This window comes from Planococcus daihaiensis, assembly GCF_049262615.1.
Classification (GTDB): Bacteria; Bacillota; Bacilli; order Bacillales_A; family Planococcaceae; genus Planococcus.
The window spans coordinates 3,044,202-3,070,904 of record NZ_CP175504.1 but is presented as its reverse complement, the minus strand read 5'-3'; the positions used below and the strand labels follow the sequence as shown (position 1 = coordinate 3,070,904).

At 48.7% G+C, this 26,703-nt stretch carries 30 protein-coding genes and 1 other annotated feature; of the genes, 3 read left to right on the top strand and 27 right to left on the bottom strand.

Annotated features, from left to right (window positions below):
- Positions 1-63: 63 nt before the first annotated feature.
- The 7 genes from secDF to ruvA all read right to left on the bottom strand — a co-directional run bounded on the left by secDF (position 64) and on the right by ruvA (position 7,518).
- Complete coding sequence (gene secDF / locus DHX103_RS15265; RefSeq protein ID WP_422123075.1) at positions 64-2,340, bottom strand: protein translocase subunit SecDF; 2,277 nt, start codon at positions 2,338-2,340, stop codon at positions 64-66.
- A 71-nt stretch (positions 2,341-2,411) separates the two neighbouring features.
- Positions 2,412-2,726 carry a post-transcriptional regulator gene (locus tag DHX103_RS15260; RefSeq protein ID WP_422123074.1) on the bottom strand — a complete coding sequence of 105 codons (315 nt, stop codon included), beginning with the start codon at positions 2,724-2,726 and terminating at the stop codon, positions 2,412-2,414.
- A gap of 321 nt (positions 2,727-3,047) precedes the next feature.
- Complete coding sequence (gene yajC, locus DHX103_RS15255) at positions 3,048-3,323, bottom strand: preprotein translocase subunit YajC (protein WP_422123073.1); 276 nt, start codon at positions 3,321-3,323, stop codon at positions 3,048-3,050.
- Between the two features lie 36 nt (positions 3,324-3,359).
- A complete protein-coding gene (tgt, locus tag DHX103_RS15250; protein ID WP_422123072.1) occupies positions 3,360-4,502 on the bottom strand; it encodes a tRNA guanosine(34) transglycosylase Tgt in 1,143 nt (380 codons plus the stop codon).
- Positions 4,495-5,550, bottom strand: coding sequence for a tRNA preQ1(34) S-adenosylmethionine ribosyltransferase-isomerase QueA (gene queA, locus DHX103_RS15245; RefSeq protein WP_422124797.1), 1,056 nt, complete (start codon positions 5,548-5,550; stop codon positions 4,495-4,497). Before queA ends, tgt begins: the two co-directional genes overlap by 8 nt.
- Before the next feature lie 26 nt (positions 5,551-5,576).
- A complete protein-coding gene (ruvB, locus tag DHX103_RS15240) occupies positions 5,577-6,575 on the bottom strand; it encodes a Holliday junction branch migration DNA helicase RuvB (RefSeq protein WP_422123071.1) in 999 nt (332 codons plus the stop codon).
- 343 nt (positions 6,576-6,918) lie between these two features.
- The gene (gene ruvA / locus DHX103_RS15235) at positions 6,919-7,518 is read right to left on the bottom strand and encodes a Holliday junction branch migration protein RuvA (protein ID WP_422123070.1); all 600 of its coding nucleotides are present in this window, start codon (positions 7,516-7,518) and stop codon (positions 6,919-6,921) included.
- A 125-nt stretch (positions 7,519-7,643) separates the two neighbouring features.
- On the opposite strand from ruvA, the gene DHX103_RS15230 reads away from it, so the two are divergent.
- Positions 7,644-8,177 (top strand): transcription repressor NadR, encoded by a 534-nt coding sequence (locus DHX103_RS15230; RefSeq protein WP_422124796.1) that lies wholly within the window; start codon positions 7,644-7,646, stop codon positions 8,175-8,177.
- A 54-nt stretch (positions 8,178-8,231) separates the two neighbouring features.
- Here DHX103_RS15230 and pheA read toward each other — a convergent pair whose 3' ends face one another.
- From pheA to radC, 14 genes are all read right to left on the bottom strand, one after another.
- Positions 8,232-9,095, bottom strand: a complete 864-nt coding sequence (gene pheA / locus DHX103_RS15225; protein ID WP_422123069.1) for a prephenate dehydratase — start codon at positions 9,093-9,095, stop codon at positions 8,232-8,234.
- Positions 9,096-9,110: 15 nt separating this feature from the next.
- Positions 9,111-9,563 carry an ACT domain-containing protein gene (locus DHX103_RS15220; protein ID WP_422123068.1) on the bottom strand — a complete coding sequence of 151 codons (453 nt, stop codon included), beginning with the start codon at positions 9,561-9,563 and terminating at the stop codon, positions 9,111-9,113.
- A gap of 17 nt (positions 9,564-9,580) precedes the next feature.
- Entirely contained in the window at positions 9,581-10,870 is a 1,290-nt protein-coding gene (gene obgE, locus DHX103_RS15215) for a GTPase ObgE (protein WP_422123067.1), read from the bottom strand.
- A gap of 1 nt (position 10,871) precedes the next feature.
- The gene (locus DHX103_RS15210) at positions 10,872-11,387 is read right to left on the bottom strand and encodes a Spo0B domain-containing protein (protein WP_422123066.1); all 516 of its coding nucleotides are present in this window, start codon (positions 11,385-11,387) and stop codon (positions 10,872-10,874) included.
- 102 nt (positions 11,388-11,489) lie between these two features.
- Positions 11,490-11,783 (bottom strand): 50S ribosomal protein L27, encoded by a 294-nt coding sequence (gene rpmA, locus DHX103_RS15205; protein ID WP_422123065.1) that lies wholly within the window; start codon positions 11,781-11,783, stop codon positions 11,490-11,492.
- A gap of 13 nt (positions 11,784-11,796) precedes the next feature.
- Positions 11,797-12,126, bottom strand: coding sequence for a ribosomal-processing cysteine protease Prp (locus tag DHX103_RS15200; RefSeq protein ID WP_422123064.1), 330 nt, complete (start codon positions 12,124-12,126; stop codon positions 11,797-11,799).
- A 2-nt stretch (positions 12,127-12,128) separates the two neighbouring features.
- Positions 12,129-12,437, bottom strand: a complete 309-nt coding sequence (gene rplU, locus DHX103_RS15195; RefSeq protein WP_144839051.1) for a 50S ribosomal protein L21 — start codon at positions 12,435-12,437, stop codon at positions 12,129-12,131.
- Between the two features lie 14 nt (positions 12,438-12,451).
- Positions 12,452-12,533: a sequence feature (ribosomal protein L21 leader region), on the bottom strand.
- Between the two features lie 569 nt (positions 12,534-13,102).
- Complete coding sequence (locus tag DHX103_RS15190; protein WP_422123063.1) at positions 13,103-13,747, bottom strand: nuclease-related domain-containing protein; 645 nt, start codon at positions 13,745-13,747, stop codon at positions 13,103-13,105.
- Between the two features lie 122 nt (positions 13,748-13,869).
- Positions 13,870-14,670, bottom strand: a complete 801-nt coding sequence (gene minD / locus DHX103_RS15185; protein WP_422123062.1) for a septum site-determining protein MinD — start codon at positions 14,668-14,670, stop codon at positions 13,870-13,872.
- 1 nt (position 14,671) lies between these two features.
- Positions 14,672-15,340 carry a septum site-determining protein MinC gene (minC, locus tag DHX103_RS15180; RefSeq protein ID WP_422123061.1) on the bottom strand — a complete coding sequence of 223 codons (669 nt, stop codon included), beginning with the start codon at positions 15,338-15,340 and terminating at the stop codon, positions 14,672-14,674.
- A 24-nt stretch (positions 15,341-15,364) separates the two neighbouring features.
- A complete protein-coding gene (gene mreD / locus DHX103_RS15175; protein WP_422123060.1) occupies positions 15,365-15,892 on the bottom strand; it encodes a rod shape-determining protein MreD in 528 nt (175 codons plus the stop codon).
- Entirely contained in the window at positions 15,889-16,770 is an 882-nt protein-coding gene (mreC, locus tag DHX103_RS15170; RefSeq protein WP_422123059.1) for a rod shape-determining protein MreC, read from the bottom strand. Before mreC ends, mreD begins: the two co-directional genes overlap by 4 nt.
- A gap of 14 nt (positions 16,771-16,784) precedes the next feature.
- Entirely contained in the window at positions 16,785-17,813 is a 1,029-nt protein-coding gene (locus DHX103_RS15165) for a rod shape-determining protein (protein WP_422123058.1), read from the bottom strand.
- A gap of 89 nt (positions 17,814-17,902) precedes the next feature.
- Positions 17,903-18,595, bottom strand: coding sequence for a RadC family protein (gene radC, locus DHX103_RS15160; protein ID WP_422123057.1), 693 nt, complete (start codon positions 18,593-18,595; stop codon positions 17,903-17,905).
- Positions 18,596-19,054: 459 nt separating this feature from the next.
- On the opposite strand from radC, the gene DHX103_RS15155 reads away from it, so the two are divergent.
- Positions 19,055-20,581, top strand: coding sequence for an AbgT family transporter (locus DHX103_RS15155; protein ID WP_422123056.1), 1,527 nt, complete (start codon positions 19,055-19,057; stop codon positions 20,579-20,581).
- A 204-nt stretch (positions 20,582-20,785) separates the two neighbouring features.
- Complete coding sequence (locus DHX103_RS15150) at positions 20,786-21,106, top strand: DUF5658 family protein (protein ID WP_422123055.1); 321 nt, start codon at positions 20,786-20,788, stop codon at positions 21,104-21,106.
- 53 nt (positions 21,107-21,159) lie between these two features.
- Here the strand turns inward: DHX103_RS15150 and DHX103_RS15145 are convergent, their stop codons facing one another.
- The 6 genes from DHX103_RS15145 to DHX103_RS15120 all read right to left on the bottom strand — a co-directional run bounded on the left by DHX103_RS15145 (position 21,160) and on the right by DHX103_RS15120 (position 26,702).
- Positions 21,160-21,915, bottom strand: coding sequence for a prepilin peptidase (locus tag DHX103_RS15145; protein ID WP_422123054.1), 756 nt, complete (start codon positions 21,913-21,915; stop codon positions 21,160-21,162).
- 305 nt (positions 21,916-22,220) lie between these two features.
- The gene (locus DHX103_RS15140) at positions 22,221-23,165 is read right to left on the bottom strand and encodes a LysM peptidoglycan-binding domain-containing protein (protein ID WP_422123053.1); all 945 of its coding nucleotides are present in this window, start codon (positions 23,163-23,165) and stop codon (positions 22,221-22,223) included.
- Positions 23,158-23,895, bottom strand: coding sequence for a fimbrial assembly protein (locus DHX103_RS15135; RefSeq protein ID WP_422123052.1), 738 nt, complete (start codon positions 23,893-23,895; stop codon positions 23,158-23,160). The genes DHX103_RS15140 and DHX103_RS15135 overlap by 8 nt, the downstream gene beginning before the upstream one ends.
- A gap of 4 nt (positions 23,896-23,899) precedes the next feature.
- Positions 23,900-24,838 (bottom strand): type IV pilus biogenesis protein PilM, encoded by a 939-nt coding sequence (pilM, locus tag DHX103_RS15130; protein ID WP_422123051.1) that lies wholly within the window; start codon positions 24,836-24,838, stop codon positions 23,900-23,902.
- A gap of 62 nt (positions 24,839-24,900) precedes the next feature.
- Complete coding sequence (locus tag DHX103_RS15125; protein ID WP_422123050.1) at positions 24,901-25,365, bottom strand: prepilin-type N-terminal cleavage/methylation domain-containing protein; 465 nt, start codon at positions 25,363-25,365, stop codon at positions 24,901-24,903.
- 125 nt (positions 25,366-25,490) lie between these two features.
- Entirely contained in the window at positions 25,491-26,702 is a 1,212-nt protein-coding gene (locus DHX103_RS15120) for a type II secretion system F family protein (RefSeq protein WP_422123049.1), read from the bottom strand.
- Position 26,703 lies beyond the last annotated feature (1 nt).

Sequence of the window (26,703 nt, the reverse complement as noted above, 5' to 3'; positions counted from 1 at the left end):
AAAAATGGAACAAGGTCATATTTACTATACCCTGTTCCATTTCTTTTATAAACTATTAAACTTTTAAACGACAGGCTCATCAGAACCCCATTTGGATTCCTGTTCTTTTTTCTCGATATCGATCGGCCCTTTTTTGTTCAATTCCTTCTTCTTCAGCACAAGCCACAGCTGCGCTGCAATGAAGATGGAAGAATAAGTTCCGGCGATTAATCCGATCAATAGCGCAATCGAGAAGTTAGTGATGGATGGTGCGCCGAAAATCAGTAGTGCGACAACTACCAGCAGCACCGTCATGACTGTATTGACTGAACGGACAAGCGTTTGGCGCAAGGAAACATTGACGACCTTCTCCAATTGCTCAACCGTGTCAATTTTCTTCATCCGTCTCATGTTTTCACGGATTCGGTCGAACGTGACGATCGTATCGTTGATCGAATAACCGACAATCGTCAGCACGGCCGCGATGAAGGTGATATCCACTTCGAGTCGCAGCAGACTGAATATCGCTACGATAAAGAACGTATCGTGAATCAATGCAACAATCGATGCGACCCCCATGCGCCATTCGAAACGGAACGCCACATAGATGATGATGCCGACAGCGGCAATTGCCAATGCATACAATGCATTTTGGACGAGCTCAACGGCGACCTGGTTCGACACGGTCGAAACGTTTGGTTCCTGGCCGTATTCGTCTATTGCCGCCTGTTTTAATTCCTCGATTTCATCCTGCGAGAAATCTTCTGTGTAACGTGCGACACCAATATTGGAAGCATCCCCTGAAATCACCACATTATCTGAAGCGAATCCATTTTCTTCCAAGAACTCTTCCATTTCGGCTTGCGTCAATGCAGAATCGGAAGTCACTTCAACCCGTGTACCGGCGGAGAAATCAATGCCGAGATTCAACTGGAACATCCCGAGCACAATCGCTCCCGCTGCAATCAATGCCAGTGAAGCGGCAAAGAATTTATTGCGGTTCCCGGCAAAATTAAACCGGTCGAACGGTGTTGTTAAATCGGTAATTTCTTTTTCTTCGGAAAGCTTGTGGATCTTATCGGGTTTCAAGCCAAACCAGCCATGTTTTTTGTCGAGGAAACCGCTGTGGACCCATAGGCCGAGCAGCAAACGCGAGCCCCAAACTGCAGTAATGAAGCTGGAAAGAATTGAAATGATCAATAACGTGGCAAACCCTTTTACGGAACTGGTGCCGAAATAGAACAGCACAGCAGCCGCCAGCAGCGTCGTCACGTTGGCATCAATAATTGCCGAGAACGATGAACGTGCGCCGATGCGGAATGAATCTTTCACCGATTTGCCTGTTCGCATTTCTTCGCGAATCCGCTCGTAAGTGATGATATTGGCATCAACTGCCATACCCACACCGAGCATGATCGCTGCGATACCCGGCAATGTCAGAACGCCGCCGATCCAAACGAAAATCACCAGGATCAGGTAAACGTAAACAGCCAGAGTGATGAATGCGATAACCCCCGGGAAGCGGTAGAAAACCAGCATGAACAGGAGTACCAAGCCGATGCCGATTGCAGCGGCAAAGGTCGTTTTATCCAATGCTTCTTCACCGAACTGGGCGCCGACAGAAGTCGAATAGATTTCTTCCAATGCAACCGGCAAAGCTCCCGCATTCAGGATACCGGCAAAAGTCTGTGTTTCTTCAACAGAAAATACACCTGTGATTTGGACATTTGGTGAATTGATGCGTTGAGTGACGCTTGGAGCAGAAACGAATTTCGGATCCGCTTCCAGACGTTCCTCCTCATAGGAATCTACGCCTTCTTCAAAATCCAGCCAGATGACCAGTACGTTTTCACCTTGAGGGCGTTGCATGATTTCGCCGGTAATTTCTGCGAATTTGCCGGGATCTCTCAATTCAAGCGACACGATTGGTGCCCCAGTTTCACCGAAAGTACCGGAAGCCCCGCCTTCGACAAGGTCGGAACCATCCAACAGCAGACTATCATCTGCATCACGGAAAGTCAGATTTGCTTCCGTCGACAATAATTCACGGGCTTGCGACTGGTCTTCGATACCAGCCAGCTGAACCCGTATGCGGTCTTCTCCTTCAATTTGGATGACCGGTTCACTGACGCCGAGCACGTTGATCCGGTTCATCAATGCATCTGTCGTATCTGACAGTACGTCATTGTTAATTTCCGGTCCGCCATTGAGCGGCGTCACTTCATACAGAACTTCAAAACCGCCTTGAAGATCCAAGCCCAATTTAATGTCTTTCGCTATTGGTAAACTTGTGGTGCCAACCATTCCTAAAAGTACGATGACCAGTAAGAAAAAGGCTATTATACGACCTCTTGCTTTCATATGTATAGTTCCCCCTCATTATCTAAAACGCAGCAACTTCATTATGAAACACCCTTAAGAACGTGTCAAACTCATTTTGTCTTTTTGGGGTTCGGACGCAGCAACTGCTCGAGGTCGTCGGAATTTCCTGCAGAAAACCAATTATCCCCTTTAAAACCTTCGATTTGATGATAAGCCACAAATTCCGAAGCCCGCATCTCCATTATTTCATTGACCATTTCATGCAGCGGCATATCGCCGATTTCTCTTTTGCGCCATTTTTTCTTAATGAGAAATTGCCAGATGTTTTCCGGTGTAGATGTATCGTAATCATAGTGGCGGAATTCCTCACATTTACTTTCCAAAAATGGCAAGACGACGTCATATTGCTCGGTATATTTTGGCATATTATTACCCTCTTAGCTTTGGTTTGATTTTATAATATGAATGCAATAAATGATAGTAACGATATTCCGCAAAACAGCTTCGCTTGCCTGGGGGCTCGCGCTGAGCTAACTCGGTCTCGTTTCACTTCGCCCGAGTGGATCTCAGCACTTCGCTTGGCCCCCTGGGCGTCTTCGCTGTTTTGCTCCATATCTAAGCAATTCTTTAAGCACCGAAGTGGGCTATAATTATTGTTTATTTTCAATTTATTAAAAAAAATTTGTTTGAACAATTAGTGAATTATCTGTAAAAAAAATCGCCTTCAGTTCGAAGGCGAAGATTTTTTAGACTGTTGTTTTCGCTGAATCCACAACGCGGGCGATTGCCTGGCGTTCGAATTGCATACGAGTACCGTCTGCAACTGTGATGTAAATCGTAGCATCATCCACAGCGTCAACCGTGCCGTGAAGACCCCCGATCGTTACAACACGATCTCCACGTCTTAGCTCAGACTGCATGTTCTTCGTCGATTTCTGGCGTTTCTGCGCCGGGCGGATAATAAAGAACCACATCAAAACAAACATTAAAAGTAAAGGTGATAACGCGATTAAAGTTTCCATTATTCATATTCCCCCTTTCACTCTCTATCTATGCTTTTAGAAATTCTTTGCGTTTGGTTTATTGAAGCCATAAGCCTCAAAAAATTCTTCGCGGAAATCTCCCAGGCGGTCCTCACGAATCGCTTGGCGCACCTGTTCCATTAAGTTTAACAGAAATTGCAGATTATGATAACTGGTAAGTCGAATTCCGAACGTTTCATCTGCACGAATCAAGTGATGGACATACGCACGCGTGTAATTTTTGCATGTATAGCAATCACATTTTTCGTCGATTGGATTGAAATCACGTTTGAAAGCGGCATTTTTAATGTTCAAACGGCCGGTGCTGGTCATCAATGTGCCATTGCGTGCAATGCGCGTCGGCAAGACACAATCGAACATATCAATGCCGCGGATCGAGCCGTCAATCAAGGAATCGGGTGACCCGACGCCCATCAGGTAACGCGGCTTATTCGTCGGCATCAATGGCGTCGTGAATTCAAGCGCACGGTTCATGACGTCTTTCGGTTCACCGACGGACAATCCGCCGATTGCGTAACCCGGGAAATCGAGCGACACGAGGTCACGCGCGCTTTGTTTGCGCAAATCTTCGTATTCGCCGCCTTGGATAATGCCGAACAAGCCCTGCACATCTTTGCGCGCATGCGCCTCGAGGCAGCGTTCTGCCCAGCGCGATGTGCGTTCGACGCTGGATTTCATGTATTCATGTGTTGCCGGGTACGGTGGGCATTCGTCAAACGCCATCATGATGTCAGAACCCAGATCGTTCTGGATTTCCATCGCCTTTTCCGGGCTCAGGAACAATTTGTCGCCGTTCATATGGTTGCGGAAATGAACGCCTTCTTCTTTGATGTTGCGGAATTCACTCAATGAAAATACTTGAAAACCGCCGGAATCCGTCAGAATCGGACGATCCCAGTTCATGAATTTATGAAGGCCGCCTGCTTCTTTGATGACGTCATTACCTGGGCGCAGCCACAGGTGATAGGTGTTGCTGAGAATAATGCCGGCATTCATCGCTTTCAATTCTTCCGGCGACATCGTTTTGACGGTTGCCTGTGTGCCGACCGGCATAAACGCCGGAGTTTCAAATGAGCCGTGCGGCGTATGGACGATCCCTAGGCGCGCGCCGGTCTGTTTGCATGTTTTGATGTGTTCGTAACGGACTGCTTCAGTCATGGTGAGTCTCCTTTTTCTGTGGTTCAATGAACATCGCATCTCCAAAACTGAAGAACCGGTAGCGTTCATTTACTGCTTCGTTATAGGCGTTCAAAATATGGTCACGGTTTGACAGCGCGCTGACCAGCATCACCAGCGTCGATTTCGGCAAATGGAAATTCGTGATAAGCCCGTCAATCGCCTGGAATTCATAGCCGGGGAAAATGAAAATATCCGTCCAGCCGCTGTCTTCTTGTAGCTCGCCGCCGAATTTATTGGCTACGGATTCGAGCGTCCGGGTCGAGGTGGTGCCGACCGAGATGACGCGGCCGCCACGGGATTTCGTGTCGTTGATCAACTGGGCCGTTTCTGCGTTGATGCGATAGAATTCAGCGTGCATTTCGTGGTCTTCGATCGATTCGACCGACACCGGACGAAATGTGCCAAGCCCGACATGCAAAGTAATAAAGGCGATGTTGACGCCTTTGCCTTCAATTTCCTTCAATAACTCATCGGTAAAATGAAGGCCGGCAGTCGGTGCCGCCGCACTGCCGCGCTCTTTCGCGAAAACCGTCTGGTAGCGGTCCTGATCTTCCAGTTTCTCACGGATATAGGGCGGCAGCGGCATTTCACCAAGCTGATCCAGGATTTCGTAAAAAATCCCGTCATAAATCATCTTGAAATGGCGTCCGCCGTGGTCGAGTATGCCCGTGCATTCAGCTCGCAGCAAGCCTTCACCGAACGAAACGACGGTGCCGACTTTCACTTTCTTCGCGGGTTTCACCAGCGTTTCCCACACATCGTCTTCGATTTGCTTCAGCAGCAGCACTTCGATGTTCGCTCCGGTATCTTCCTTGACGCCCATCAGGCGCGCCGGTAAAACACGCGTATCGTTCAAAACGAGTGTGTCGCCTTCGTGCAGGTAATCGATGATGTCACGGAAATGTTTATGGTCGGTCCTGCCGCTTTCTTTATTCATGACCAACAGCCGGCTCGACGTCCGGTCAAGCAACGGCGTTTGGGCAATCAATTCTTCCGGCAATTGGAAGTCAAAGTCATTTACATTCATTAGATTGGTTGGTTGTGTAAGTTTCGTCATTCAGGCATCTCCAATTTAAAATGTTCATAGGCTGTGGCAGTAACGGTGCGCCCTCTTGGCGTCCGTTGGATAAAGCCAATTTGCAATAAATACGGTTCATAGACGTCTTCAATCGTTGTCGACTCTTCCCCGATGCTTGCCGCAATCGTATCGAGTCCGACGGGTCCGCCGCGGAACCGCGAAATCATCCCCGTAATCAATTTATGGTCGATATGGTCGAGGCCGAGCGGATCGACCTGCAGCATCTCCAAAGCCTGATCCGCCATATCTATCGTGATCGATCCGGTGCCGCGCACCATCGCATAATCACGCACCCGTTTTAATAACCGGTTCGCGATACGCGGAGTGCCGCGGGAACGGCGGGCGATTTCAACCGCCGCATTCGGGTCGATATCCGCTTCGAACAGTTTCGAGCTGCGGACGACGATTTCCGTCAATGCTTCAGTGTCGTAATAATCCAGCCGCGCGAGCACGCCGAAACGGTCGCGCAGTGGCGCTGACAAGGCACCGGCGCGTGTCGTCGCACCGATCAATGTGAACGGCGGCAAGTCGAGGCGCACAGAACGCGCCGTCGGTCCTTTGCCGACCACGATATCGAGGCAAAAATCTTCCATCGCCGGATACAGCACTTCTTCAATCGACCGGTTCAGACGGTGGATCTCATCGATGAACAGCACATCACCCGGTTCGAGTGACGACACGATCGCCGCCAAATCACCCGGACGTTCAATCGCCGGGCCACTGGTCATTTTTACGCCAACTTCCATTTCGTTGGCGATGACGGATGCCAGCGTCGTTTTGCCGAGTCCCGGAGGCCCATAGAGCAGCACATGGTCCAGGCTTTCTTCGCGCATTTTCGCCGCTTCGATGAAGATTTCAAGATTATGCTTCACTTTCTGCTGCCCGATATACTGGGCCAGATATTGCGGGCGCAACGATTGCTCAAAACGCTCATCAAACTCGGAAATCTCGCTTCCTATCACCCGTTCTTCCATGGTCTGCACCTCCTTTTTATTTGTGTTTCTTATAATAAATACTATATAAAAATTAAAATTTAAATGTCGCTTCGGCGCTTCGGACAAGCCTCCCACAATAAGCCGAGAAGACCACTCGTCTTATTGCTCCGGTCGGCATTCGCCTGCTCCTAAGTCGCGCCGGCGCTGAGATATTAGCATTGACTGAGTGAGTATCTGAGATATGGAGCAAAACAGCGAAGACGCCATGGGGACCAAGCGAAGTGCTGAGATCCACTCGGACGAAGTGAAACGAGACCGAGTTAGCTCAGCGCGAGCCCCCAGGCAAGCGAAGCTGTTTTGCGGAATATCAGCTACTAAATTATCAACCCTGCTTCAAAAGAAGCTGCAACGCCTTCTTCATGTAGGCTTCTGTGTTCAGATCCAGATCCTTGAGCTTCGGTTTGACTTTATTGATTTCGCGCTCGGAATAGCCGAGGGCCCCAAGTGCCAGCATCGCTTCCTCGAGTTCATTGTCATCAGCCGACAACAAGCCGCCCGTTGCTTCCGGGTCTGCAAATGGATCGGCGAAGAATTCCGCCAGTTTGCCTTTCAGGTCCAGGATCATCTGGCGCGCCGTTTTCTTGCCAACGCCTGGGAATTTGACGAGGAAAGATTCGTCTTCCCGCTCAATCGCTTCGATGACGTGCTGCGGCTGGCCGCTCGCCAGGATCGCAAGCGCGCCTTTCGGACCGATACCGGATACCGAAATCAGCTTACGGAAAAGTTCGCGCTGCTCAAGTGTCGGAAAGCCGAACAACAGCTGCGCGTCTTCGCGCACATGGTGATGCAGAAATACCTGCAGCTCGTCCGTTCCGAACGAATACGGGTTCGGCGCAAAAATCTGCCAACCGATGCCCTGCTGCTCTATCACTAAATATTCAGGCGTCACTCGCGTAACCCGCCCTTTTATGTAATCGTACATAGTAATTCTCCCCTTCAATTCAACTCTATGATTATAGCATATTTGCTGTCTTTAGACGAAATAAACCCGCTGGCAATTGCCCCGTGTTAAAATGAATTCATGACGAAATGAATCGGGGGATCCTCATGAAGAAAATTCTCGGAGAACAACGGCGCCAAATGCTGCTGGACAAATTGAAGGAAACGACCCTTCCATTGAAAGGCGGCGAACTGGCTTCGATCGCCGGCGTGTCGCGCCAGGTGATCGTCGGTGACATGACTCTGCTGAAAGCGAAAGGCGAACCGATCATCGCGACGAGCCAGGGTTATCTTTATATGCGCGAAACCGGCGACGACGATCTGTACCGTGTGCTGGCGTGTTTCCATAAACCCGAAGATACCCAAAACGAATTATACGTGCTCGTCGATGCGGGGGCCACGGTTAAAGACGTGACCATCGAGCATCCGGTCTACGGCGAACTGACAGCCGGCATCCACGTGTCGTCGCGCCGCGATGTTGACATGTTCATGCAGCGCGTCCGTGACACCGGCGCGAGCTACCTGCTCGAACTTACCGGCGGCTTGCACCTGCACACCATCACCGCGCCGAACGTGGCGATTTTGGAACAGGCGATGAATGATATGCGTGCTGCTGGATACTTGTTGGATGAAAGTGAATAAGTGAATGAATACGAAAAAAGCTCCGCAGCCAATTGGCCGCGGAGCTTTTCTGTTTTATTCGTACGTATAATAGGAGCCCAAGGTTTTCACCGTGCAGCCGATCGCCGCAAGTTCCAGGTAGGCACCCTGCATCATCGGCGACATTTCATCATCCAGAATATCGGCGATGAAGAAATAATTGCCGAGTCCTGTTTTCAGCGGCCGCGATTCGATTTTACTCAAATTGAGCTGGCGCCATGCGAACACGGACAGCACCTGATGAAGCACACCCGAACGGTCGTCTTTCGGCGGCGAAATCATCAGTGTCGTTTTCACCTGCTCGCTATGGGCAGGATTCGGCAATTGATGATTCGTTTTCGACAGCACGAAAAAACGCGTGTGGTTAAAATGGAAATCGTGAATTTCGCGGTGGACAATGCTCAAGCCGTATTTCTGGGCTGAGAATTCATTGCCAATCGCTGCAATATTGCGCTCCGGCAGCTCGCTGACCATTTTGGCCGCGGCCGACGTCGAGCTGTATTGCTCAAGCGGTGTATTTTTATACGTATAATAAAGGAATTTATGGCATTGCGCCAAAGCATGCGGATGCGAATAAATCGCTTCGAAGCCGTCAGAATCCAAATTATCCGGATGCACCATCAAATGCTGCTCGATCGGTGACAGCACTTCCGCCGTCACATACAGCTGCACTTCATGGAACAGATAATCGATCGTCAACGGCACCGAGCCTTCCAGCGCATTTTCCAGAGGCACAACCGCATAATCGACCCGATTTTCTGCAACCGCTTCGATGCATTCCGGAATTGTCGTATAAGCGATCAGCTCGCCGTCCGGAAACGCTTTTGCCGCCGCCAAATGGGTGAACGATGCGTCCGGACCCAAAAAGGAAATTCGTTTTTTCGTCCCTTGCTCTGCCATCAAACCACTCCTATATTATAATGAACCGCTTGAAACCACATCAGCTGACTCGACAAAATCGAGCTTTTTCAGTTGCTGCAAAAAGACATCCAAATCCTGATCCATTGCCGTCACATCCAACGACAGCGTGACATTGGCACGCCCCTGGATGGGAATCGTCTGATGGATCGTCAGGATATTGCACCGGGATTCGGCAACCGTTTGAAGCAATGTGGCAAGCGTACCCGAGCGGTCTTCCAATTGCAGGAAAACCGTCAGGATCCGTTCTTTGACGATGGAATGAAAAGGAAAAACAGCGTCCCGGTATTTATAGAAAGCGGAACGGGAAAGACCCGTCTTATCCACAGCGTCCAAAATTGAAATATTGTCGCGCTGCAGCATCTTTTTGACTTCCAGCGTTTTTTGCATCGCTTCTGTCAGCACATCTTCGCGCACCAGAAAATACCGCTGTTCTGAAATATCCTTCATCCAAGTCCCCTCCACATTTATTCAGTAAATTCGAATTCAAATTCCAACAGGCGAACAGTGTCGCCGTCTTCCGCACCTTTTTCACGCAAGGCATCATCAATTCCCATGCCGCGCATTTGACGGGCAAATCGGCGAATCGAATCTTCACGCGAGAAATCGGTCATTTTGAACATACGCTCAATCGCATATCCGGTGATAACATAAGCACCGTCCGGATCACGTGAAATGGAGAACCCGTCGCTGTCCGATTCGTGCTTGTAAAGAACCGAGCTTTCAGACTCGTCCGTTTCATCTTCGAACATCGGGAATTCTGAAGTGACTTCCAATAGATCAGCAATTGCGAACAGCAGATTGCTCAGACCCTGGCGGCTTAACGCCGATACCGGGAAAATCTTTGCATCTTCCGGCAATTTCTTGCGGAATTCTTTCAGATTTTCTTCCGAATCCGGCATATCCATTTTGTTCGCAACGATCAATTGCGGACGTTCCGTCAAACGCATATTGTATTGTTTCAATTCTTCATTGATGGTGACATAATCTTCATACGGATCGCGGCCTTCCATGGCGGACATATCGACCACATGGATGATGACGCGTGTCCGTTCGATGTGACGCAGGAATTGATGGCCAAGGCCGATTCCCTGATGTGCGCCTTCGATCAAACCAGGCAAATCTGCCATGGCGAAACTGCGCTGATCTTCCGTTTCAACCATACCGAGATTCGGCACGATCGTCGTGAAATGATATTCTGCAATTTTTGGTTTCGCGGCTGACACAACTGACAGCAGCGTCGATTTTCCGACACTCGGGAATCCGACAAGTCCGGCATCAGCCAAAACTTTCAATTCAAGAATGACGTTGCGCTCAAAGCCTGGCTCGCCTTTTTCGGAAAGCTCAGGAGCCGGGTTGGCTGGCGTCGCGAAACGTGAGTTGCCGCGTCCGCCACGTCCGCCTTTAGCGATAACCGCTGTTTGGCCGTGTTCCACCAAATCAGCAATCGTTTCACCGGTTTCAGCATCTTTTACCACTGTACCCGGTGGAACTTCGATGATATAATCTTCCGCTTTCGCACCGTGTTTATTGGCGCTCATGCCGTGTGTTCCGCGGTCAGCTTTAAAAATCCGTTTGTAACGGAAATCCATCAGCGTACGCAATCCTTCTTGTACGATAAAGACGATATTCGCGCCCTTACCACCGTCACCGCCGGCTGGTCCGCCGTTCGGTACATATTTCTCGCGGCGGAATGCTACCATGCCATCCCCGCCGTCGCCACCTCTAACATAAACTTTTACGTGATCGACAAACATATTATCCCTCCATCTTTGCGCTGACAATAATTTTCGTATTGCCTGCTGCAATTTCTTTCCGTGCCAATAAACCCGGGACCTCCGGCAATTCCATATCGTGCCAGTGTCCGGTCAATGCCAATCCGATTTCAAAAACGGATTGCTGTTCGGTTAACTCCGTTCGGCAGCTTGACTCTGCCGCAGCATCCATTTGCGGTTCGAGGCCGTTGAAAAAACGTTCGAGCCACTGGGCGAATGCCGCATCTTTTGTACCTGCGCCTGTTTCAGCAAGACAGGCCAATTGAAAACGGAATTCCGGAAAACGCCATTCTGCCGTCAGCAGCCAGTTTTCAGTCGCCGGCATCCCAAGAGCTGACAGCCTGTTCAGCTGCACCGCCGCTTCGGCATACGATCGAATAATCGATTGCACTTCCTGCCCACGCCCAAGATCAAGTTTCATTTGAATTAATTGAAGCTCATTCAAGAAATCGTGGCGCGCATGCCGAAGCGCTTGTGCCACCGTAACCGGATTCTCCATCTTGTTCACGTCCTAAACTTTCTTGTGGTTTCAGTATACCAAGTTTATGCGTGGAATTCCTGAAAAAGAAAAAGGACTGCAAAAGCAGCCCTTTTCGTTTTATTAAGCCTCTTGTGCAACTACTGGATAAACGCTCACTTTTTTCTTGTCGCGGCCGTAACGCTCAAAGCGCACAACGCCGTCGATTTTAGCGAAAAGTGTATCGTCTCCGCCACGTCCAACGTTTTCTCCTGGATAAACTTTAGTACCGCGTTGACGGTATAAAATCGAGCCACCAGTAACTTCTTGGCCGTCTGCACGTTTAGCGCCAAGGCGTTTAGATTCTGAGTCACGTCCGTTTCTCGTTGAACCTACACCTTTTTTGGATGCGAAAAACTGAAGATCTAATCTTAACATTCTGTCCCACCTCCTAAGCTGTGAAGGTTATTTTAATATATTCTTCATAGTCTTGTTCAATCGTTTTTAATGAAACAATCATGCCGCGAACGAGGAGTTGCACCTGTCCATCCGTTTCCGCGTCGAGGTCATCCGGAAAACCGACTTGTAAATAGCCGCTTTCTGTCTGCGAAATTTGTGGTTCGATTCCGGTAAGTTCCATAATGGCGTTCACTGCTCCAAATGAAACAGCTGACGCTCCGGCACAAACCAGGTCTTGCCCATGTTCCGCAAAGTCCGCATGGCCCGACATTTCGAAAGAAGAAATGCGTCCTGACGTCTCTTTAATTTTTACATGAATCATTCTTACAGGTTGATCGCGTCAATAGTTAATTTTGTGTATGGTTGACGGTGACCTTGTTTTTTACGGTAGTTCTTTTTGGCTTTGTATTTGAAGACAGTGATTTTTTTCTGTTTGCCGTGTTTTTCAACTTTAGCTGTAACAGTAGCTCCTTCAACAAAAGGAACACCCACTTTAGCGTCATCTCCACCTACAAATAGAACTTTGTCAAATGTGAATGTGTCACCAGCTTCTCCGTTCAATTTCTCAACGTAGATCTCCTGACCCGCTTCAACTTTGATCTGTTTACCACCAGTTTCAATAATTGCGTACATATCCTTGCACCTCCTCTTAGACTAAGACTCGCCTATCCAGGTGATCCACATTGCTGCGAATGCTTGTGTACCCGATTCGAGCGGTTGTAGCACGGTGCGCTACAAACATAACATTAAAATAATATCACGCGGAAGCACGTGGCGTCAATAGATATTGTTGAATCGATTGGGATTGGTGTTGTTTTAGATATGGATTGTTTGTGAAAGTTCTGCTTGGACGTTCTGTTGAGAGTCTTAGTGAGCGTCTTCTAGATGGAAATATTATACATATTTTTTATTGAGGTGCGGCTTGAATGCTCTGGGGTGCGGCTTGATCGTGTTGGGGTGCGGCTTAACTCGTTTGGAGTGCGGGTCAAACCGTTTGGGGTGCGTTTAGGAATAAATCGTCTTGAAATAATCAATTAAAAGGTGATTTTTTTCAATAATCCTGCGTTTACCGCGGTTATTTATTTTTATGGTTGATTTTTCCAGCATTCGATACAATGTATACTTATCTTTCACTCCCAGCCAGGAATACGCAAATTCAGTAGTAATTTCATTGCCAAATAATACAGCATACTCCTGCAAAGCAAACTCGTGAGCATCCGATGACACCAATCCACAATTTTCGCAACGCCATCTAAGTCTAGACCACTCAATTTTTCGTTGCCGGCACCCCAAACACCTCACCCCACCTCCATAGAATCCCTCGTCAGCTTAAGCCTCTTCAAAAGGTCAGGACCGTCATAATGCCCGCGGCTGCGCCGCAACAAACCCTCAAGATCTTCAAGGTCGAACGACACATTTGAATCGGCCATTTTCTCAATATGAAATGGCAGGTAATCGAGCGCGATGACCGGATACAGTTTCGGCGGAACAGCGACCTTTCCCGAGCGGCTCGACAGCACGATGGTGCCGTGGACTTTGCGGCCGAAAACTTTCTCGGCTGCTTTGACGGCGCGGTGGAGCTGCGATTCCGGGTTGCGCATGCCTTCCATGCGCCCGTCGACAATGCGGTGAAATTGGAAATTGAGCGAATCGAAATGGAATTCGCCGATCATGTTCTTCACTTCGAGCGCGCACATGAAATTGGCATGTATCACCAAAACATCAATTTGAGCAAGACCGTCTAAATATGGCAGCCACACGCCCCGAAAAATCTTAAATTCACCTTCAAGATCCAATTCGCGCTCCAGCAACTCGGCTGTCCGCTGCTCGCCGGCTGCTCCCGCCAGCGAACGCTTTAATTCGCCCAGAATCTGATCTTTCGCCGGATGCCTCAACGGCAACCTGTCCAACAACACCATCCCTTTCAACAATTGAATGTCCAACGCGCACCCCTTTTCATAATATCTTGCCCGACGTCTGCCCTTAGCTTGCTGCAATCCATAAAGCTAAAAATACGCAAAAACCCCCGCAAATCTCTGCGAGGGTCTCTGGTTGAAATTCAGTTTTATTTGGCGAAAATCGCTTTGATCTTCGAGAACATGCCAGCGTTTTGTTTGTCCATGGTCATGAGCGGCACGGATTCGCCGAGAAGGCGGCGCGCGATGTTGCGGTAGCCCATGGCAGCGGGATTCGCCGGATTCATGACGACGGGTTCGCCGCGGTTCGAGCTGGAGATGACACTTTCGTCATCGGCTACGATGCCGAGCAGGTCGATTGACAGATGAGTCGTGATTTCATTGATATCAAGCGCTTCGCCTGCCTTCATGAGATGCTGGCGGATGCGGTTGATGATGAGTTTTGGCGGTCCGATGTTTTCTTCGAGCTCGAGCAGGCCGATGATGCGGTCGGCGTCGCGCACGGCTGAAATTTCAGGCGTGGTGACGACGATGGCGCGATCTGCACCGGCAACGGCGTTTTTATAGCCCTGCTCGATGCCCGCAGGACAATCGATGATGACGAAATCGTAATCTTTCTTGAGTTCTGTCACGAGTGCCTTCATCTGTTCCGGGTTGATGGCGTTTTTGTCGACAGTCTGAGCGGCTGGCAATAAATACAGCATGTCATCAAAACGCTTGTCTTTGACGAGCGCCTGATGAACTTTGCAGCGGCCTTCGAGCACATCGACCAGGTCGTAGATGATGCGGTTTTCGAGGCCCAGGATCACATCCAGATTGCGCAGCCCGATATCGGTGTCGATGAGGCATACTTTTTTCCCTTGAAGAGCCAATGCGGTGCCGAGATTGGCGGTTGTCGTCGTTTTACCGACGCCCCCCTTGCCTGATGTTATGACGATTGCTTCTCCCACACTAGCTTCCTCCTTTAAACGTTGAAATTTGCGGCCGGATATATCGCAATTCCTGCAGACGGTCAATGATGATGTTCTGGCCGTTGCTATGTATATACGCACATTCCATTTCCGGCTGTTCAGACAGCACCGACAGTTCATCGGTCATTGTCTCGATTAAATTGTCGATCATAAGATGGGTTGCTTCCAGCCACGACGCAGCAATGACCGCTTCGCGGTTGCCGTTTGCGCCGGCATGGGCAATCCCTTTTAAACGTCCCAGCACATAGATATTGCCGCCGGCCACGACGCGGCCATTCGGATTGACATCGCCGACGACGACGAGATCCCCTTCAGCTTTCACTACCTGCCCTGAACGGACAATGCCGACATAAGTTTCGGATTGGCGTTCGTGGATCCGTTTATTGCTTTCTTCGACGGAAATCACTTCGCTTCGCATCTTCGACACCCGCAGATGCGAGTTGTTTTGGATGGTCGCGACGACTTCCTTGTATTGGGCTTCCGTGCAATAGCGGTAACCGAGATGCAGCTGCACTTCGGCACTGCCATCAAGCGCAGGGTCCGAAACCTTGGCTTTCAGTTCGTTCAGCATGTCCATATAGGCGCACTGGTCGTCGAGCTGCAGCACAAGGCCTTCTTTCGTTCCTCTTATATAGACAAGATTTTTCAAAAATACGTCACCTGCGCTTTCATTTTATAAAGCTTTGTTGTTTTCCCGTTCGAGCAAACGCGCGACAATCACCGATTTAAACGCCCAGCCCAGCATTACGAGGAACAGCGAATTCGCGATCATTGTCGGCAGTAAGCGCGATGTCAGGAAAATATCCACCGGCATCGAAATCAATGAAATAAATGAAAAGAATAAATACAGCACAAACTCAAAAAACGCTGTCAGCACAAGGGTTGCAAGAGTCGCAACCAATAAATTCCGGTGCACCGACTTCACGATATAGCCCGCGATCAGACACATCAACGGATACAAAACTGCATATAACCCAATAATATCAATGAAAAAGACATCATACAAGAGGCCGAAGATTAAACCGTATATCATCGCTTGTTTCGGGTTGTAATAGACCGTCACGAAAATGAGAAACATCAATAAAAAACGTGGCACAATATAATAATAATCCCCGTCAAACTGCAACGGGGAAAATAAGCCAAAAACAGGTTCCAGGAAAAACAGGACGAGGGCGATCAGCGGCAGAAGATAGCGGATCATGATTCTTCATCCTCCGCGTTAGCATCTTCCTCATCGTCGCCCGGCATATCGCGGTCCGCGATCATCACGTGGTTCAATAGGGTGAAGTCGGCTGCCGGTTTGACGTAAGCCAGTTGCGTCAAACCGAATTCGTCAATCGTAAGCTCGGTAATTTCACCGATGATGAGACCTTTCGGGAATATCCCACCGAGGCCACTCGAAACGACTTGCTGGCCAACTTCGAGTTCGATTTGTGCATCGATTCGCTTCAACATCAGCTCGCGGCGCTCAGCATCGTAGCCTTCAATCAGCCCGAATACCCCTTCATCGCCACCGATCACCATGGCAGAAACACGGTAATTCGGATTCTGGGTTGAGATCAACTCGACGGTCGAAGTGTTGGGTGTGACCAATGACACTTTGCCAATCAAGCCGCGTGCCGTCATGACCGCCATGTCCACTTCAACACCGTCCGACACACCCTGGTTCAAAATAATTTTTTCTTCCCATTGATCCGGGTTCCGTGCAATAACGGTTGCCTGGATCGGGTTGTAGCCACGCAAATCGGCTTCTTTGCCGACGACATCTTTTAATTGGTCATTTTCAGAACGAAGGTCGGTAACCTCCGCCTGCACAGCTGCAAATTCTTCGAGGCGGCCTTTTAAATGCTGATTTTCCTTGTATGTATTTAAAAGTGAATCCACGTTGTCGAAGATGTCAGTAACAAAATGCGCAGGACCGGAAAATAAGGATTGGCCGGCCCCTACTGTGTCTTTGATGATTTGTTCAGGAAAGGAAACATTGTCGCGATCCCTCAATGAATAGGAAATTAATGCTACGAGTAGGATTACCCCGAGCATTAACAGAATCAGCCGCTTGTTCGAAAAGAACTTAGACATGGCAGCAATCCTCCTTATTTAGTTGATTGCATGCGACGGATTTGATCAATATTGTCAAGTGCTTTACCTGTACCGATCGCCACGCAATCCAGCGGGTTTTCAGCAATCAGGACCGGCATTTGCGTTTCGTCCGAAATGACTTTATCGAGATTTTTCAGAAGTGCGCCACCGCCTGTAAGGACAATTCCGCGTTCCATCACATCCGCCGACAATTCCGGTGGAGTCGTTTCAAGCGTTTTCTTAACACCTTCAATAATGGCAAGAACAGATTCCTTCAATGCTTCAGCAATTTCTTCCGACGAGATTTCAATCGTTTTCGGCAGACCCGTCAACAGGTCGCGCCCACGGATGTCCATTTTGACAGCTTTTTCTTCTGGAGTGGTAACACGTGCTGCGCCAATTTCCATTTTGATGGCTTCAGACGTCCGTTCCCCGATTGTCAGGTTATACGTTTTGCGGATATATTGCGTGATGGCCTGGTCCATTGCATCACCAGCCACACGGATGGATTCGCTTGTCACGATGCCGCCAAGTGAAATGACCGCAACTTCCGTTGTGCCTCCACCAATATCGACGACCATGCTGCCCATAGGTTCCCAGACAGGAAGGCTTGCGCCGATTGCCGCTGCAAAAGGCTCTTCAATCGTAAAGGCTTCGCGAGCGCCCGCCTGGCGGGATGCATCGATGATGGCACGCTGCTCGACACTTGTGATGCCGAAAGGAACACAAATCATGACGTTCGGCTTTTTCATCGAGCCGCCGACTTTTTTCATCGCTTCCTTCATATAATATTGAATCATTGCAGTTGTTGTATCGTAATCCGCGATAACGCCATCGCGCATCGGGCGGATTGCCACGATCGAGCCCGGTGTACGTCCGATCATATTGCGTGCGTCGTTGCCGACTGCGACGATTTCACCTGTTTGCGTATTTTTTGCCACAACGGACGGTTCTCTCAGAACAATCCCTTTATTTTTAATAAATACTAATGTGTTAGCAGTTCCTAAATCAATTCCTACATCTTTTGATCCCATTCCAAACACGTCAAATCTTCCCTTCTTTATATGCCAATAAGCCATAGAGTTTACACAATACTACTTATTATAGCTGAAAAGTAAAGAAAGTAACAGTGCTACATATATCCCTTTTCATTTAAAGAAATGAATTGATGGTCCCCGATGATGATGTGATCCAAAAGCTCAATGCCGACGATGCTTCCGGCTTCCATCAGCCGCTTCGTGACAGCGATATCTTCGGGTGACGGCGCCGGATTGCCGGATGGGTGATTGTGCGCGCAGACGATCGAAGCAGCCGAACGGCGCACGGCTTCCCTGAAAATTTCGCGCGGATGGACGATGCTGGCGTTCAAACTGCCTACAAAAATGGTCTGCCGGTGCATCACCTGATTTTTTATATTGAGAAAAAGAACAACAAAATGTTCTTGTTTGAGTGAAGTCATGTCCGCCATCAGAAACGCGGCGGCGTCTTTTGGAGACCGGATGGTGTATTTCGCATCCGTCTGTTTGGACGACAGGCGCCTGCCGAGTTCCACCGCAGCCATCAATTGCACCGCTTTTGCCTGGCCGATGCCATTGATCGAGGTGAGCTCTTCGATGCTGGCGTCTTTCAGTTGCTGGATCTGTTCAAAATGGTGCAGCACCCGATTGGCCAGATGCAGGACAGACTCCTGCTTTGTGCCGGTGCGCAGCATAATGGCGATCAACTCCTGGTTCGACAGGCTCACCGCTCCCTGGTTGACCAACCGTTCGCGCGGGCGGTCCGCTGTATGGACGTCACGGATCATCAAAGCCTGTTCGTTCAACATACGGCACAGCTCCCCGTCATGGACTGGCGCAACGCCGCTGTTAATCCTCTAGAATCGTTGGGCTGAATGGCTTTGAAAATCATGGTAACGCCTCCTTTTCACTAACAATAGCACCCGGCCGAATCTCGTTGCAAACTGCGAAAAACAGCTTTTGCACGCTATGCACGGTTCAAAAATGAGATTTCGCAGCGCCCCAAAAATAAATGCCGCGGCATTGCTGGATTCGAATATGAAATTTTGCAGCTCACAGAATTCTTCAGCGAAAGCGTTTTCATTATTCGGCGAATTACAATATCAAAATATTAAAATTCGATTCAATTTTGCCATTATTAGTACTTCTTCAAAAGGCTTTATTACTGTTTCAGAATCAATTACAATGAAAGCGGATTCTAAATTCTGAAGATTTCCTATTCCAAAATAATGAATAGGAAGTTTTTATTTTGAAAAGAGGTTGTTGAAATGGAGAAAAAGCGAAAAGGGTTCTTCCAGAAGTTTTTGGATGGAATCGAATTTGCAGGCAATAAATTGCCCCACCCGGTGACTTTGTTCGCCCTTCTGGCACTGCTTGTGCTGGTGCTGTCCGCCATCATTTCAAAATTTGGTGTCGCAGTGGAACATCCCGGCCAGCCAGGCGAAATGGTCGAAGTTAAAAACTTATTGAATGCGGAAGGTATCCAGTATATCTTCACCAGCATGGTCGATAACTTCATCGGATTCGCACCGCTCGGCGTTGTTCTTGCGACAATGCTGGGTATCGGAATCGCGGAACGCACAGGCTTGATCAGCGCAATGCTGCGCGGGTTCGTCCTGTCCGTTCCCCGCGTCCTGATTACCGCCGGCCTTGTATTTGCCGGTATCATGTCGAGTGTTGCTTCTGACGCAGGATACGTTGTTCTGCCACCACTTGGTGCATTGATCTTCGCTGCGCTTGGACGCCATCCACTCGCAGGTCTGGCTGCTGCATTTGCCGGTGTTTCCGGCGGATTCAGCGCAAACCTGCTGCTGTCGGCGACAGACCCGATGCTCGGGAACCTGACAATCGCCGCTGCAGCGATCATCGATCCAACGTATGCGGAAGGCATGAACATTGCGATGAACTATTACTTCATTATCGCTTCCGTTTTCGTCCTGACGTTCGCAGGTGCTTTTGTCACTGAAAAAATTGTCGAGCCCCGCCTTGGTGAATACAAAGGTGAATATCGTGAAGAGTTGACGGGCATTACGGCTGAAGAAAAGAAAGGCATGATTTGGGCTTTAGTGTCATTTTTAGTCGCTGCTGCTGCATTTGCTTTCCTGATTGTTCCCGAAAGCGGTGCATTGCGCGGTGAAGACGGCGGCATTGTTCAATCGCCATTTATGTCGTCACTCGTTCCGATCATCACGATCCTATTCTTTATTCCCGGCCTGTTCTACGGAATCGCAACGAAAAACATCAAGAACGATAAAGATGTTGCGAACCAGTTGAGTGATACGATGGCCGCTATGGGGATGTTCATCGTACTGGCGTTCACCGCCGGACAATTCGTTGCTTATTTCACTGAATCAAATATGGGAATGGTCATCGGTGTCTACGGTGCTCAATTCCTTGAAGGTGCAAACCTCACGGGCATCCCGTTGATTCTCGGCTTCATCTTCGTCACAGGGATCATCAACCTGTTCATCGGCAGTGCGTCCGCCAAATGGGCGATGATGGCACCGGTATTTGTGCCGATCATGATGTATCTCGGCTATTCTCCGGAATTGACGCAGATGGCTTACCGCATCGCCGACTCGACGACGAACATTATTTCGCCGTTGATGACGTATTTCGCAATCATCATCGCGTTTGCACAGAAATACGATAAGAAAATGGGCATCGGTACACTGATTTCGGTCATGTTCCCCTACTCGATCGTATTCGCGATTGTGTGGTCGATCATGCTGATTGTCTGGATGCTGCTGGGTCTCGATCTCGGGCCTGGTTCACCGTTGCATTATAATCAGTAAAAAATTATATTTGAATGCTAATAAAGCCGGCGCAGTCGTTTCTGCGTCGGCTTTATTTTTTTATCTAAAAATAATGGATAATTTTTCATGAGTATCTCTTCCTCGTCGCGGGTATGTCAAATATATAACAAAAATTAGTTTTTTCGACAGATAATTGATAACGGAGCAGAACTTTACATCCCACCCGCGAAAAGAGGTGCAGGCGTGACTATTCCCCAACAAAAAACACCGTTAAAAAAATATATATGGCTGTTGATCATATTGAACGGGCTGGATGGCATCCTGACATATCTTGGATTGACCCGCGGCATTGTCACGGAAGGCAATCCGCTGCTGGCTTCATTTGCGCCGTTTACGATTCTTGGCATCAAGCTATTTTTGTCGCTTTGCTTGTTCGGCCTGTTGTTCACCACTTTCGCCGGTATCCGCAAAAACGTATGGCGCTATACGTTCATTGGCGCAAATGCCATTTACATCATGATTCTCGGACTTCATTTGTATTGGCTTCCCATTCTCTTCATCTAGAATTTATTCCATATAAAAACTCCCTGAAGAATCATCCTCTTCAGGGAGTTTTCTTATGTCCAAAGGGTCATATACCAATTTAAGATCGGTTCGCCGAAGAAATAAACGACCAACGCTCCGGCAGCGATTGACGGGCCGAATGGAATCGGCGTTTTGCGGCCTTGGCCATTGACGCGCAGGATGATGATGCCGACAATCGAGCCAATCAACGAGGCGAAGAATAAGGTCATCAGCGTGCCGCCCGTACCGAGCACCAGCCCGATGACGAAGAATAATTTGATGTCACCGCCACCCATGCCGCCTTTCGATACGATTGAGATGAGCAATAAAATCAGGAATCCGGCAGCCGCACCGAGCAGACTGTCCCACCACGGATCCAGCGGCACAAAAACTCGCAGTCCGAGCAGCGCAATGCCGAATGGCAACAGCACTTTATCCGGAATGAGCATATAGGCGATGTCTGACACCGTGATGATGACGAGCATCGACACAAACAGAATCGCGACAATCAGTTCCGGCGTGAAGCCGAAATGCCAGAACGCAAAAGCGAACAACCCGGCGGTGACTGCTTCCATCAACGGATAAACCCAGTGGATCCTGTCACCGCAGCCGCGGCAGCGCCCACGCAAGAACAGGAACGACAATACCGGCACAAGATCAAGCGCGGTCAGGCGCCGGTCGCAGCTGGTGCAATGCGACGGCGGAAAGGCGATCGATTCCTTTTTGGGAACACGAAGCCCGACAACATTGAAGAACGAGCCGAATACCAAGCCGAAAAGATAAAAGAATGCTGTATAAGTAATTATCATGGTTTCCCTCATCACATTAGAAATTTATATAGGTTGAACTATAGAATAAGCATAATAAACGCTTCGGCGCTGGGATATAAGCTTTACCTGAGAGAGTATCTGAGATATGGAGCAAAACAGCGAAGACGCCATGGGGACCAAGCGAAGTGCTGAGATCCACTCGGGCGAAGTGCAACGAGACCGAGTTAGCTCAGCGCAAGCCCCCAGGCAAGCGAAGCTGTTTTGCGGAATATCGGTTAAGACTTCAACTTATATAGTCGATAAAAATTAGAGAAAAAAAGGAGAAATCACAATGATTTCTCCTTTCAAGGTTTTTCAGGGAGTGTTAACGTCGTCCCGGTTTTTACGATATAATCCGTCATATTATTGGCTTTTCGAATCGCTTCGACACCGCTGCGGTCTCCATAATATTTCTCAGAAATATTATACAGCGTATCGCCTCTGACCACTTTATGGAAAGCAGCTGTCTGTGTGCCGGCCACCTGGTCATTGGACCCGGCGGAAGCGACATCTTCATCGACATCGATATCAACATCGACGTCCACATCAATGTCTGTTTCCTCATCTTCTTCAGCAGTTGCGAATTCCGTGCCATCGTTTCTTGGCATTGGATCGATTTTATTGGCCGGCGGCGGCGCATCGACTTTCGGCAAGGTATCAGCCAACGCGATGAGATCCGGTCGGAAGAATGCGGAAAAGCTTAACGTTACATCCAATACATCATCTTCAGCCTCTACGGTTGTCACTTCACCGTTTGAAGAGAAATTGATCGAATCGATGATCAGAATCCGTTTCATCGCTTCGATTTCCTTGATAAAACGCGTGATGCCGGCATAATCGTCTGTTTCAAAAGAAACGGTCGTTTGCACTTTTTGTACATTTTCAATGCCTTCCACTGGCGTCAGCAATTGCAGCGGCGCTTCCGAGATGCCTATTGACTGCACCTGCGAACGCGACAAGAGTTCGGCCTGTTCCAATTGCAGCACGATCAATTCCGTCAACGGTTCGACTGAAACGCGCTGCTGCAATTCGCTCGTTGAGACCCGTTCTTCTTCCGGTAAAGCCTTCACCTGTTCTTGCAACGCCATCAGCACTTCACGTTCGGATTTAAACGTTTGTTCCGCAGCGATCCGCGCTTCTTTGGCCGGTGTATAAACGAGGAACCAGGCATAGGCGCTGATGGCCAACAGGAAAACGATTGCAATGGCAATCAAACCTTGTTCTTTTTGTTTTTTTGTCATACTACTCATTTGGCTCACCCTCCTCTTCATCAGGAGTGGTTTCCGGCTCTTCGATGATTTCAATATCCACATCTGCGTCCACTTCAACATCATCATCGGTGTCAACGGCCGGCGTTTCTTCTACAGGCGTTTCGACAATATTGCCTTCAGCGTCAAGCACCGGCAGGCGGTCATCGACGAACACCAATGTGTAAGTTGCCATATACCTCGGCATTTCAATTGTATCTTCTTCTGATGCTTCCTCTTCTTCAGTCAGCGTGCTTGATTCACTGGACACGTTGTCGAGTGAAGCAAAATCCAGAAGATCTGAACCTTTCAGCTGCGCCAGATAATAGGCAGCGTCGCGGGTGGCATCAAATTGGACGGTCAAACTTGCCGTATTCGGTTCAGCGAAACTGATTTGATCAAAGAATCCGCGTTCCGGCAGTAAGGCAGCAAGTTCCTCCAATAACGGAATTGTATCGTATTGATAGCTCTCCGCCCAATCGACGGTTGCCTGTAATTGCTGTTCTTCGTTCATGCCGGCGGTCGCTTCCAACTGTGCCCGGATGGCTTCCTGCTGCAGGGTCAATTCGGCGCTTTGAGCAGCCAATACCGCCTGTTCCGAAGTTTCGGCTTTCGCCATAAAGTATAGCCCTGCCCAGACGACGAGGCCCAGCAGTAAAATTGAAAGCGCCGCAATAAGGATCGCAGGACGGTCCCGCTCCTTCTGCGGCAATAAATTAATATCAACTAACATAGGGTCACACCTCTTTCAGCGCAAGACCGATGGCACGGTTGAAACGTCCGGAGACGCTGTCGCCGTGTTCGGTAGTGATGGGTTTCAGGACAATCGGTGTTACCGGGATTGAAAAGCGCCCTTCAAAACGGGCTTGGAACGTGTACCATTCGTCAAATTCACCGTTGCAGATAATTTTCGTGATGCCGCTTTCGCCTTCATTCATATTATAACGATAGAAGTTTGCGAGTTTTTCGGTTTCATTGATGATGACGTCCATTAATGCTGAGGTATCACCGGCAATTGAACCAGATTCCGACAGATCCACCGGCCGCATGAACAACGGGAAATGTTCATGGAAAATCGACACCGTCATTTTCGAGCCGTTCCAGTCGATCAGCATGATATGGTCTTCATCGCTGATGTCATGCTGCAGGTAAGCCAGGCGGTATAACGCGAGCGGTGTAATATCGGCAACGACCGGCACCAGCTTCGAATCGCTGAATGCCCGTTCGAAATCATGTACAATCGATTCTTTTGACGCAATAATGATCGCTTCCGGCGTGTCCGATTCGGCGTGGTAAGGCACCACATCGAAAACGGGATCTTCAAACGGCAGATAAAGCGTTGAGCCGATTTCGATGAAGAAATGGCCTTTCAGTTCATCAACTGCAACATCTTCGGGGTAAGGTACTTTGCGGATAATAACAAATTCGTCAGGGGCGAGGAACCGGACTGACTTTTTGGAGAGTCCCCACTGATTGACAGCCTTATCGAGCACCGAGCCGAGCTCTTCGAAATTGACGATCTTGCCGTCTTCAATAACACCCGCCGGGAGTGGATACTCCTCGGCAAGGCTCAATTGAAGCGGATCGACCGATTTCAAATCGACATGGCGAATTGCATCTTGTTCTATTGTAATGGTCGCAACGCGCGTTCTTCTCGATAAAAACGATAAGGCCATTTGATCAGCTCCTAAAAAAATGATGAAAATATTAAAAAATATTATAACTTGAAACTTATCGATTATCTACCTAAAGTAACTGTTCCATAAGGTCCTGCTTCAGCACTATTAGCAATTCCGCTAATATCTCCTTTTGATGTTCCAGCAGCTGCATCTAAAGTAACGTTATTTGCTGTAGCTTCACCAGTAAAGGTTTTACTAGCAGGTAAATAGGTAAATAAATCTAAAGAGCCTGTGTCACTTAAATATACTTCTATTGGATCTCCAGCATCATCAGTACCAGTCAAATTCTCTAACGTAACTGTAGTATCTGCTGGATAATCAAGCAAATATAAATCAGTTGCAGCAAGTGCGTTAATGTAGTCGGATTTGACTGCTCCAACTCGACTATTCTCAATAATATTCCCAATCGCCGGAATCGCGATTGCTGCGATAATCGCCAAAATCACGATTACTGCCAAAAGCTCGATCAACGTCATACCTTTTTCATTTTTCAACTTCTTTTGCATAAATTTTTTCAATTTCATTTCCTCCCTTTATCCTAATTTTTTAGTACTTTCGGGTACACCTTAAGTATAGCAATAGTCAAAGATAACACAAGTCATTTTTTCGATATTTTTACAATTTTTTAATTTTTTTCAGCAAATTCGAACTACATGTTGTCAATATTTTGAAACATTTCAAACATAGGAAGCATAATTGACATGACTATAGTCCCTACAAGCGCTGCCAAAACGACAATCATCAATGGTTCTATCAATGCCTTTAAACGGTCGGTTTCCGCTTCCACTTCTTTCTCGTAAAAGTCGGCCACTTTATCGAGCATATGGTCGAGGGAACCGGTTTGTTCCCCGATCAGGATCATATGTGGGATCAATGGAGGAAAGGCCCAATGGTCACGCATGGGATCGGTCAGCGAACCGCCGCGTTCAAGGTTATCGCGCGATGCGATGATGACTTTTGACATGACGGCGTTGCCGACCACTTTTTCGACCATCGTCAAGGCCTGGAGAATCGGCACAGAACTGGAAAACAGCGAACTCAAGGTTCTGGTCAGCCGGGCCAATGCCGATTTCTTCAGGATGCGGCCGAAAATCGGCATTTTCAGCAAGAGAGTATCGAGGATGAATTTCCCTTGCTCGTTGCGTTTCATCATCCAAAGCGCCATCGCAATGCCCACCCCGACCAATACAAGCAAATACCAGTATTGAACGGTCAAATCACTGGCCATCATCACCAGCTGCGTCAGCATCGGCAATTCACCGCCAAAGCCTTCGAACATGTCAGCGAACATCGGTACGATGGAAGATAGGAGGAAAATAACGACTCCGATGGCCAAAAATCCTACTACCAACGGATAGGACATGGCCGACTTCACTTTTTGCCGGGTCTGATAGGCTTTATCATAATAAGTCGCGAGACGGTCGAGCGACTCATCGATATTCCCCGACAACTCCCCGGCTTTGATCAAGTTGATCGTCAGCGGTTCGAAAATTTTCGGGTGCTTGCGAAGCGAGTCCGACAGCGAATTCCCTTTGCGCAGATCTTCATCGATGCTGACCAACGTTTTCCGCAGCGGTTTCGATTCGACTTGCTGCGACAGGATCTTGACGGAATCGACAATCGTAACCCCTGCGCGCATCAAAGTGGAAAACTGGCGCAGGAACATGATGAACTGATCGCGTTTGACCGGGTTGCCGATGACGATATCTTTTTGCAGTGCGGTTGCGGCGATTTCACGGATTTCAATGACGCGCACGCCTTCATCACGCAGCTTTTCGACCGCTTCCCGGCGGTTGCCGGCAACGACGACGCCTGCGCGCACCCGTTTGCGGTCTCTTCCTTCATATTTAAAACGTGCCATT

Coding starts and splice junctions, on each gene's coding strand:
- DHX103_RS15230 (WP_422124796.1), top strand. CDS start 7,644: ATGAAGAAAATTCTCGGAGAACAACGGCGCCAAATGCTGCTGGACAAA.
- pilM (WP_422123051.1), bottom strand. CDS start 24,838: ATGGCCTTATCGTTTTTATCGAGAAGAACGCGCGTTGCGACCATTACA.
- ruvA (WP_422123070.1), bottom strand. CDS start 7,518: ATGTACGATTACATAAAAGGGCGGGTTACGCGAGTGACGCCTGAATAT.
- DHX103_RS15125 (WP_422123050.1), bottom strand. CDS start 25,365: ATGAAATTGAAAAAATTTATGCAAAAGAAGTTGAAAAATGAAAAAGGT.
- DHX103_RS15210 (WP_422123066.1), bottom strand. CDS start 11,387: ATGGAGAATCCGGTTACGGTGGCACAAGCGCTTCGGCATGCGCGCCAC.
- rpmA (WP_422123065.1), bottom strand. CDS start 11,783: ATGTTAAGATTAGATCTTCAGTTTTTCGCATCCAAAAAAGGTGTAGGT.
- DHX103_RS15135 (WP_422123052.1), bottom strand. CDS start 23,895: ATGTTAGTTGATATTAATTTATTGCCGCAGAAGGAGCGGGACCGTCCT.
- rplU (WP_144839051.1), bottom strand. CDS start 12,437: ATGTACGCAATTATTGAAACTGGTGGTAAACAGATCAAAGTTGAAGCG.
- mreC (WP_422123059.1), bottom strand. CDS start 16,770: ATGTCTAAGTTCTTTTCGAACAAGCGGCTGATTCTGTTAATGCTCGGG.
- tgt (WP_422123072.1), bottom strand. CDS start 4,502: ATGACTGAAGCAGTCCGTTACGAACACATCAAAACATGCAAACAGACC.
- DHX103_RS15155 (WP_422123056.1), top strand. CDS start 19,055: ATGGAGAAAAAGCGAAAAGGGTTCTTCCAGAAGTTTTTGGATGGAATC.
- pheA (WP_422123069.1), bottom strand. CDS start 9,095: ATGGCAGAGCAAGGGACGAAAAAACGAATTTCCTTTTTGGGTCCGGAC.
- DHX103_RS15120 (WP_422123049.1), bottom strand. CDS start 26,702: ATGGCACGTTTTAAATATGAAGGAAGAGACCGCAAACGGGTGCGCGCA.
- ruvB (WP_422123071.1), bottom strand. CDS start 6,575: ATGGAAGAACGGGTGATAGGAAGCGAGATTTCCGAGTTTGATGAGCGT.
- secDF (WP_422123075.1), bottom strand. CDS start 2,340: ATGAAAGCAAGAGGTCGTATAATAGCCTTTTTCTTACTGGTCATCGTA.
- queA (WP_422124797.1), bottom strand. CDS start 5,550: ATGAATGTAAATGACTTTGACTTCCAATTGCCGGAAGAATTGATTGCC.
- radC (WP_422123057.1), bottom strand. CDS start 18,595: ATGTTGAACGAACAGGCTTTGATGATCCGTGACGTCCATACAGCGGAC.
- DHX103_RS15140 (WP_422123053.1), bottom strand. CDS start 23,165: ATGAGTAGTATGACAAAAAAACAAAAAGAACAAGGTTTGATTGCCATT.
- yajC (WP_422123073.1), bottom strand. CDS start 3,323: ATGGAAACTTTAATCGCGTTATCACCTTTACTTTTAATGTTTGTTTTG.
- mreD (WP_422123060.1), bottom strand. CDS start 15,892: ATGATCCGCTATCTTCTGCCGCTGATCGCCCTCGTCCTGTTTTTCCTG.
- DHX103_RS15260 (WP_422123074.1), bottom strand. CDS start 2,726: ATGCCAAAATATACCGAGCAATATGACGTCGTCTTGCCATTTTTGGAA.
- obgE (WP_422123067.1), bottom strand. CDS start 10,870: ATGTTTGTCGATCACGTAAAAGTTTATGTTAGAGGTGGCGACGGCGGG.
- DHX103_RS15200 (WP_422123064.1), bottom strand. CDS start 12,126: ATGATTCATGTAAAAATTAAAGAGACGTCAGGACGCATTTCTTCTTTC.
- DHX103_RS15220 (WP_422123068.1), bottom strand. CDS start 9,563: ATGAAGGATATTTCAGAACAGCGGTATTTTCTGGTGCGCGAAGATGTG.
- DHX103_RS15145 (WP_422123054.1), bottom strand. CDS start 21,915: ATGATAATTACTTATACAGCATTCTTTTATCTTTTCGGCTTGGTATTC.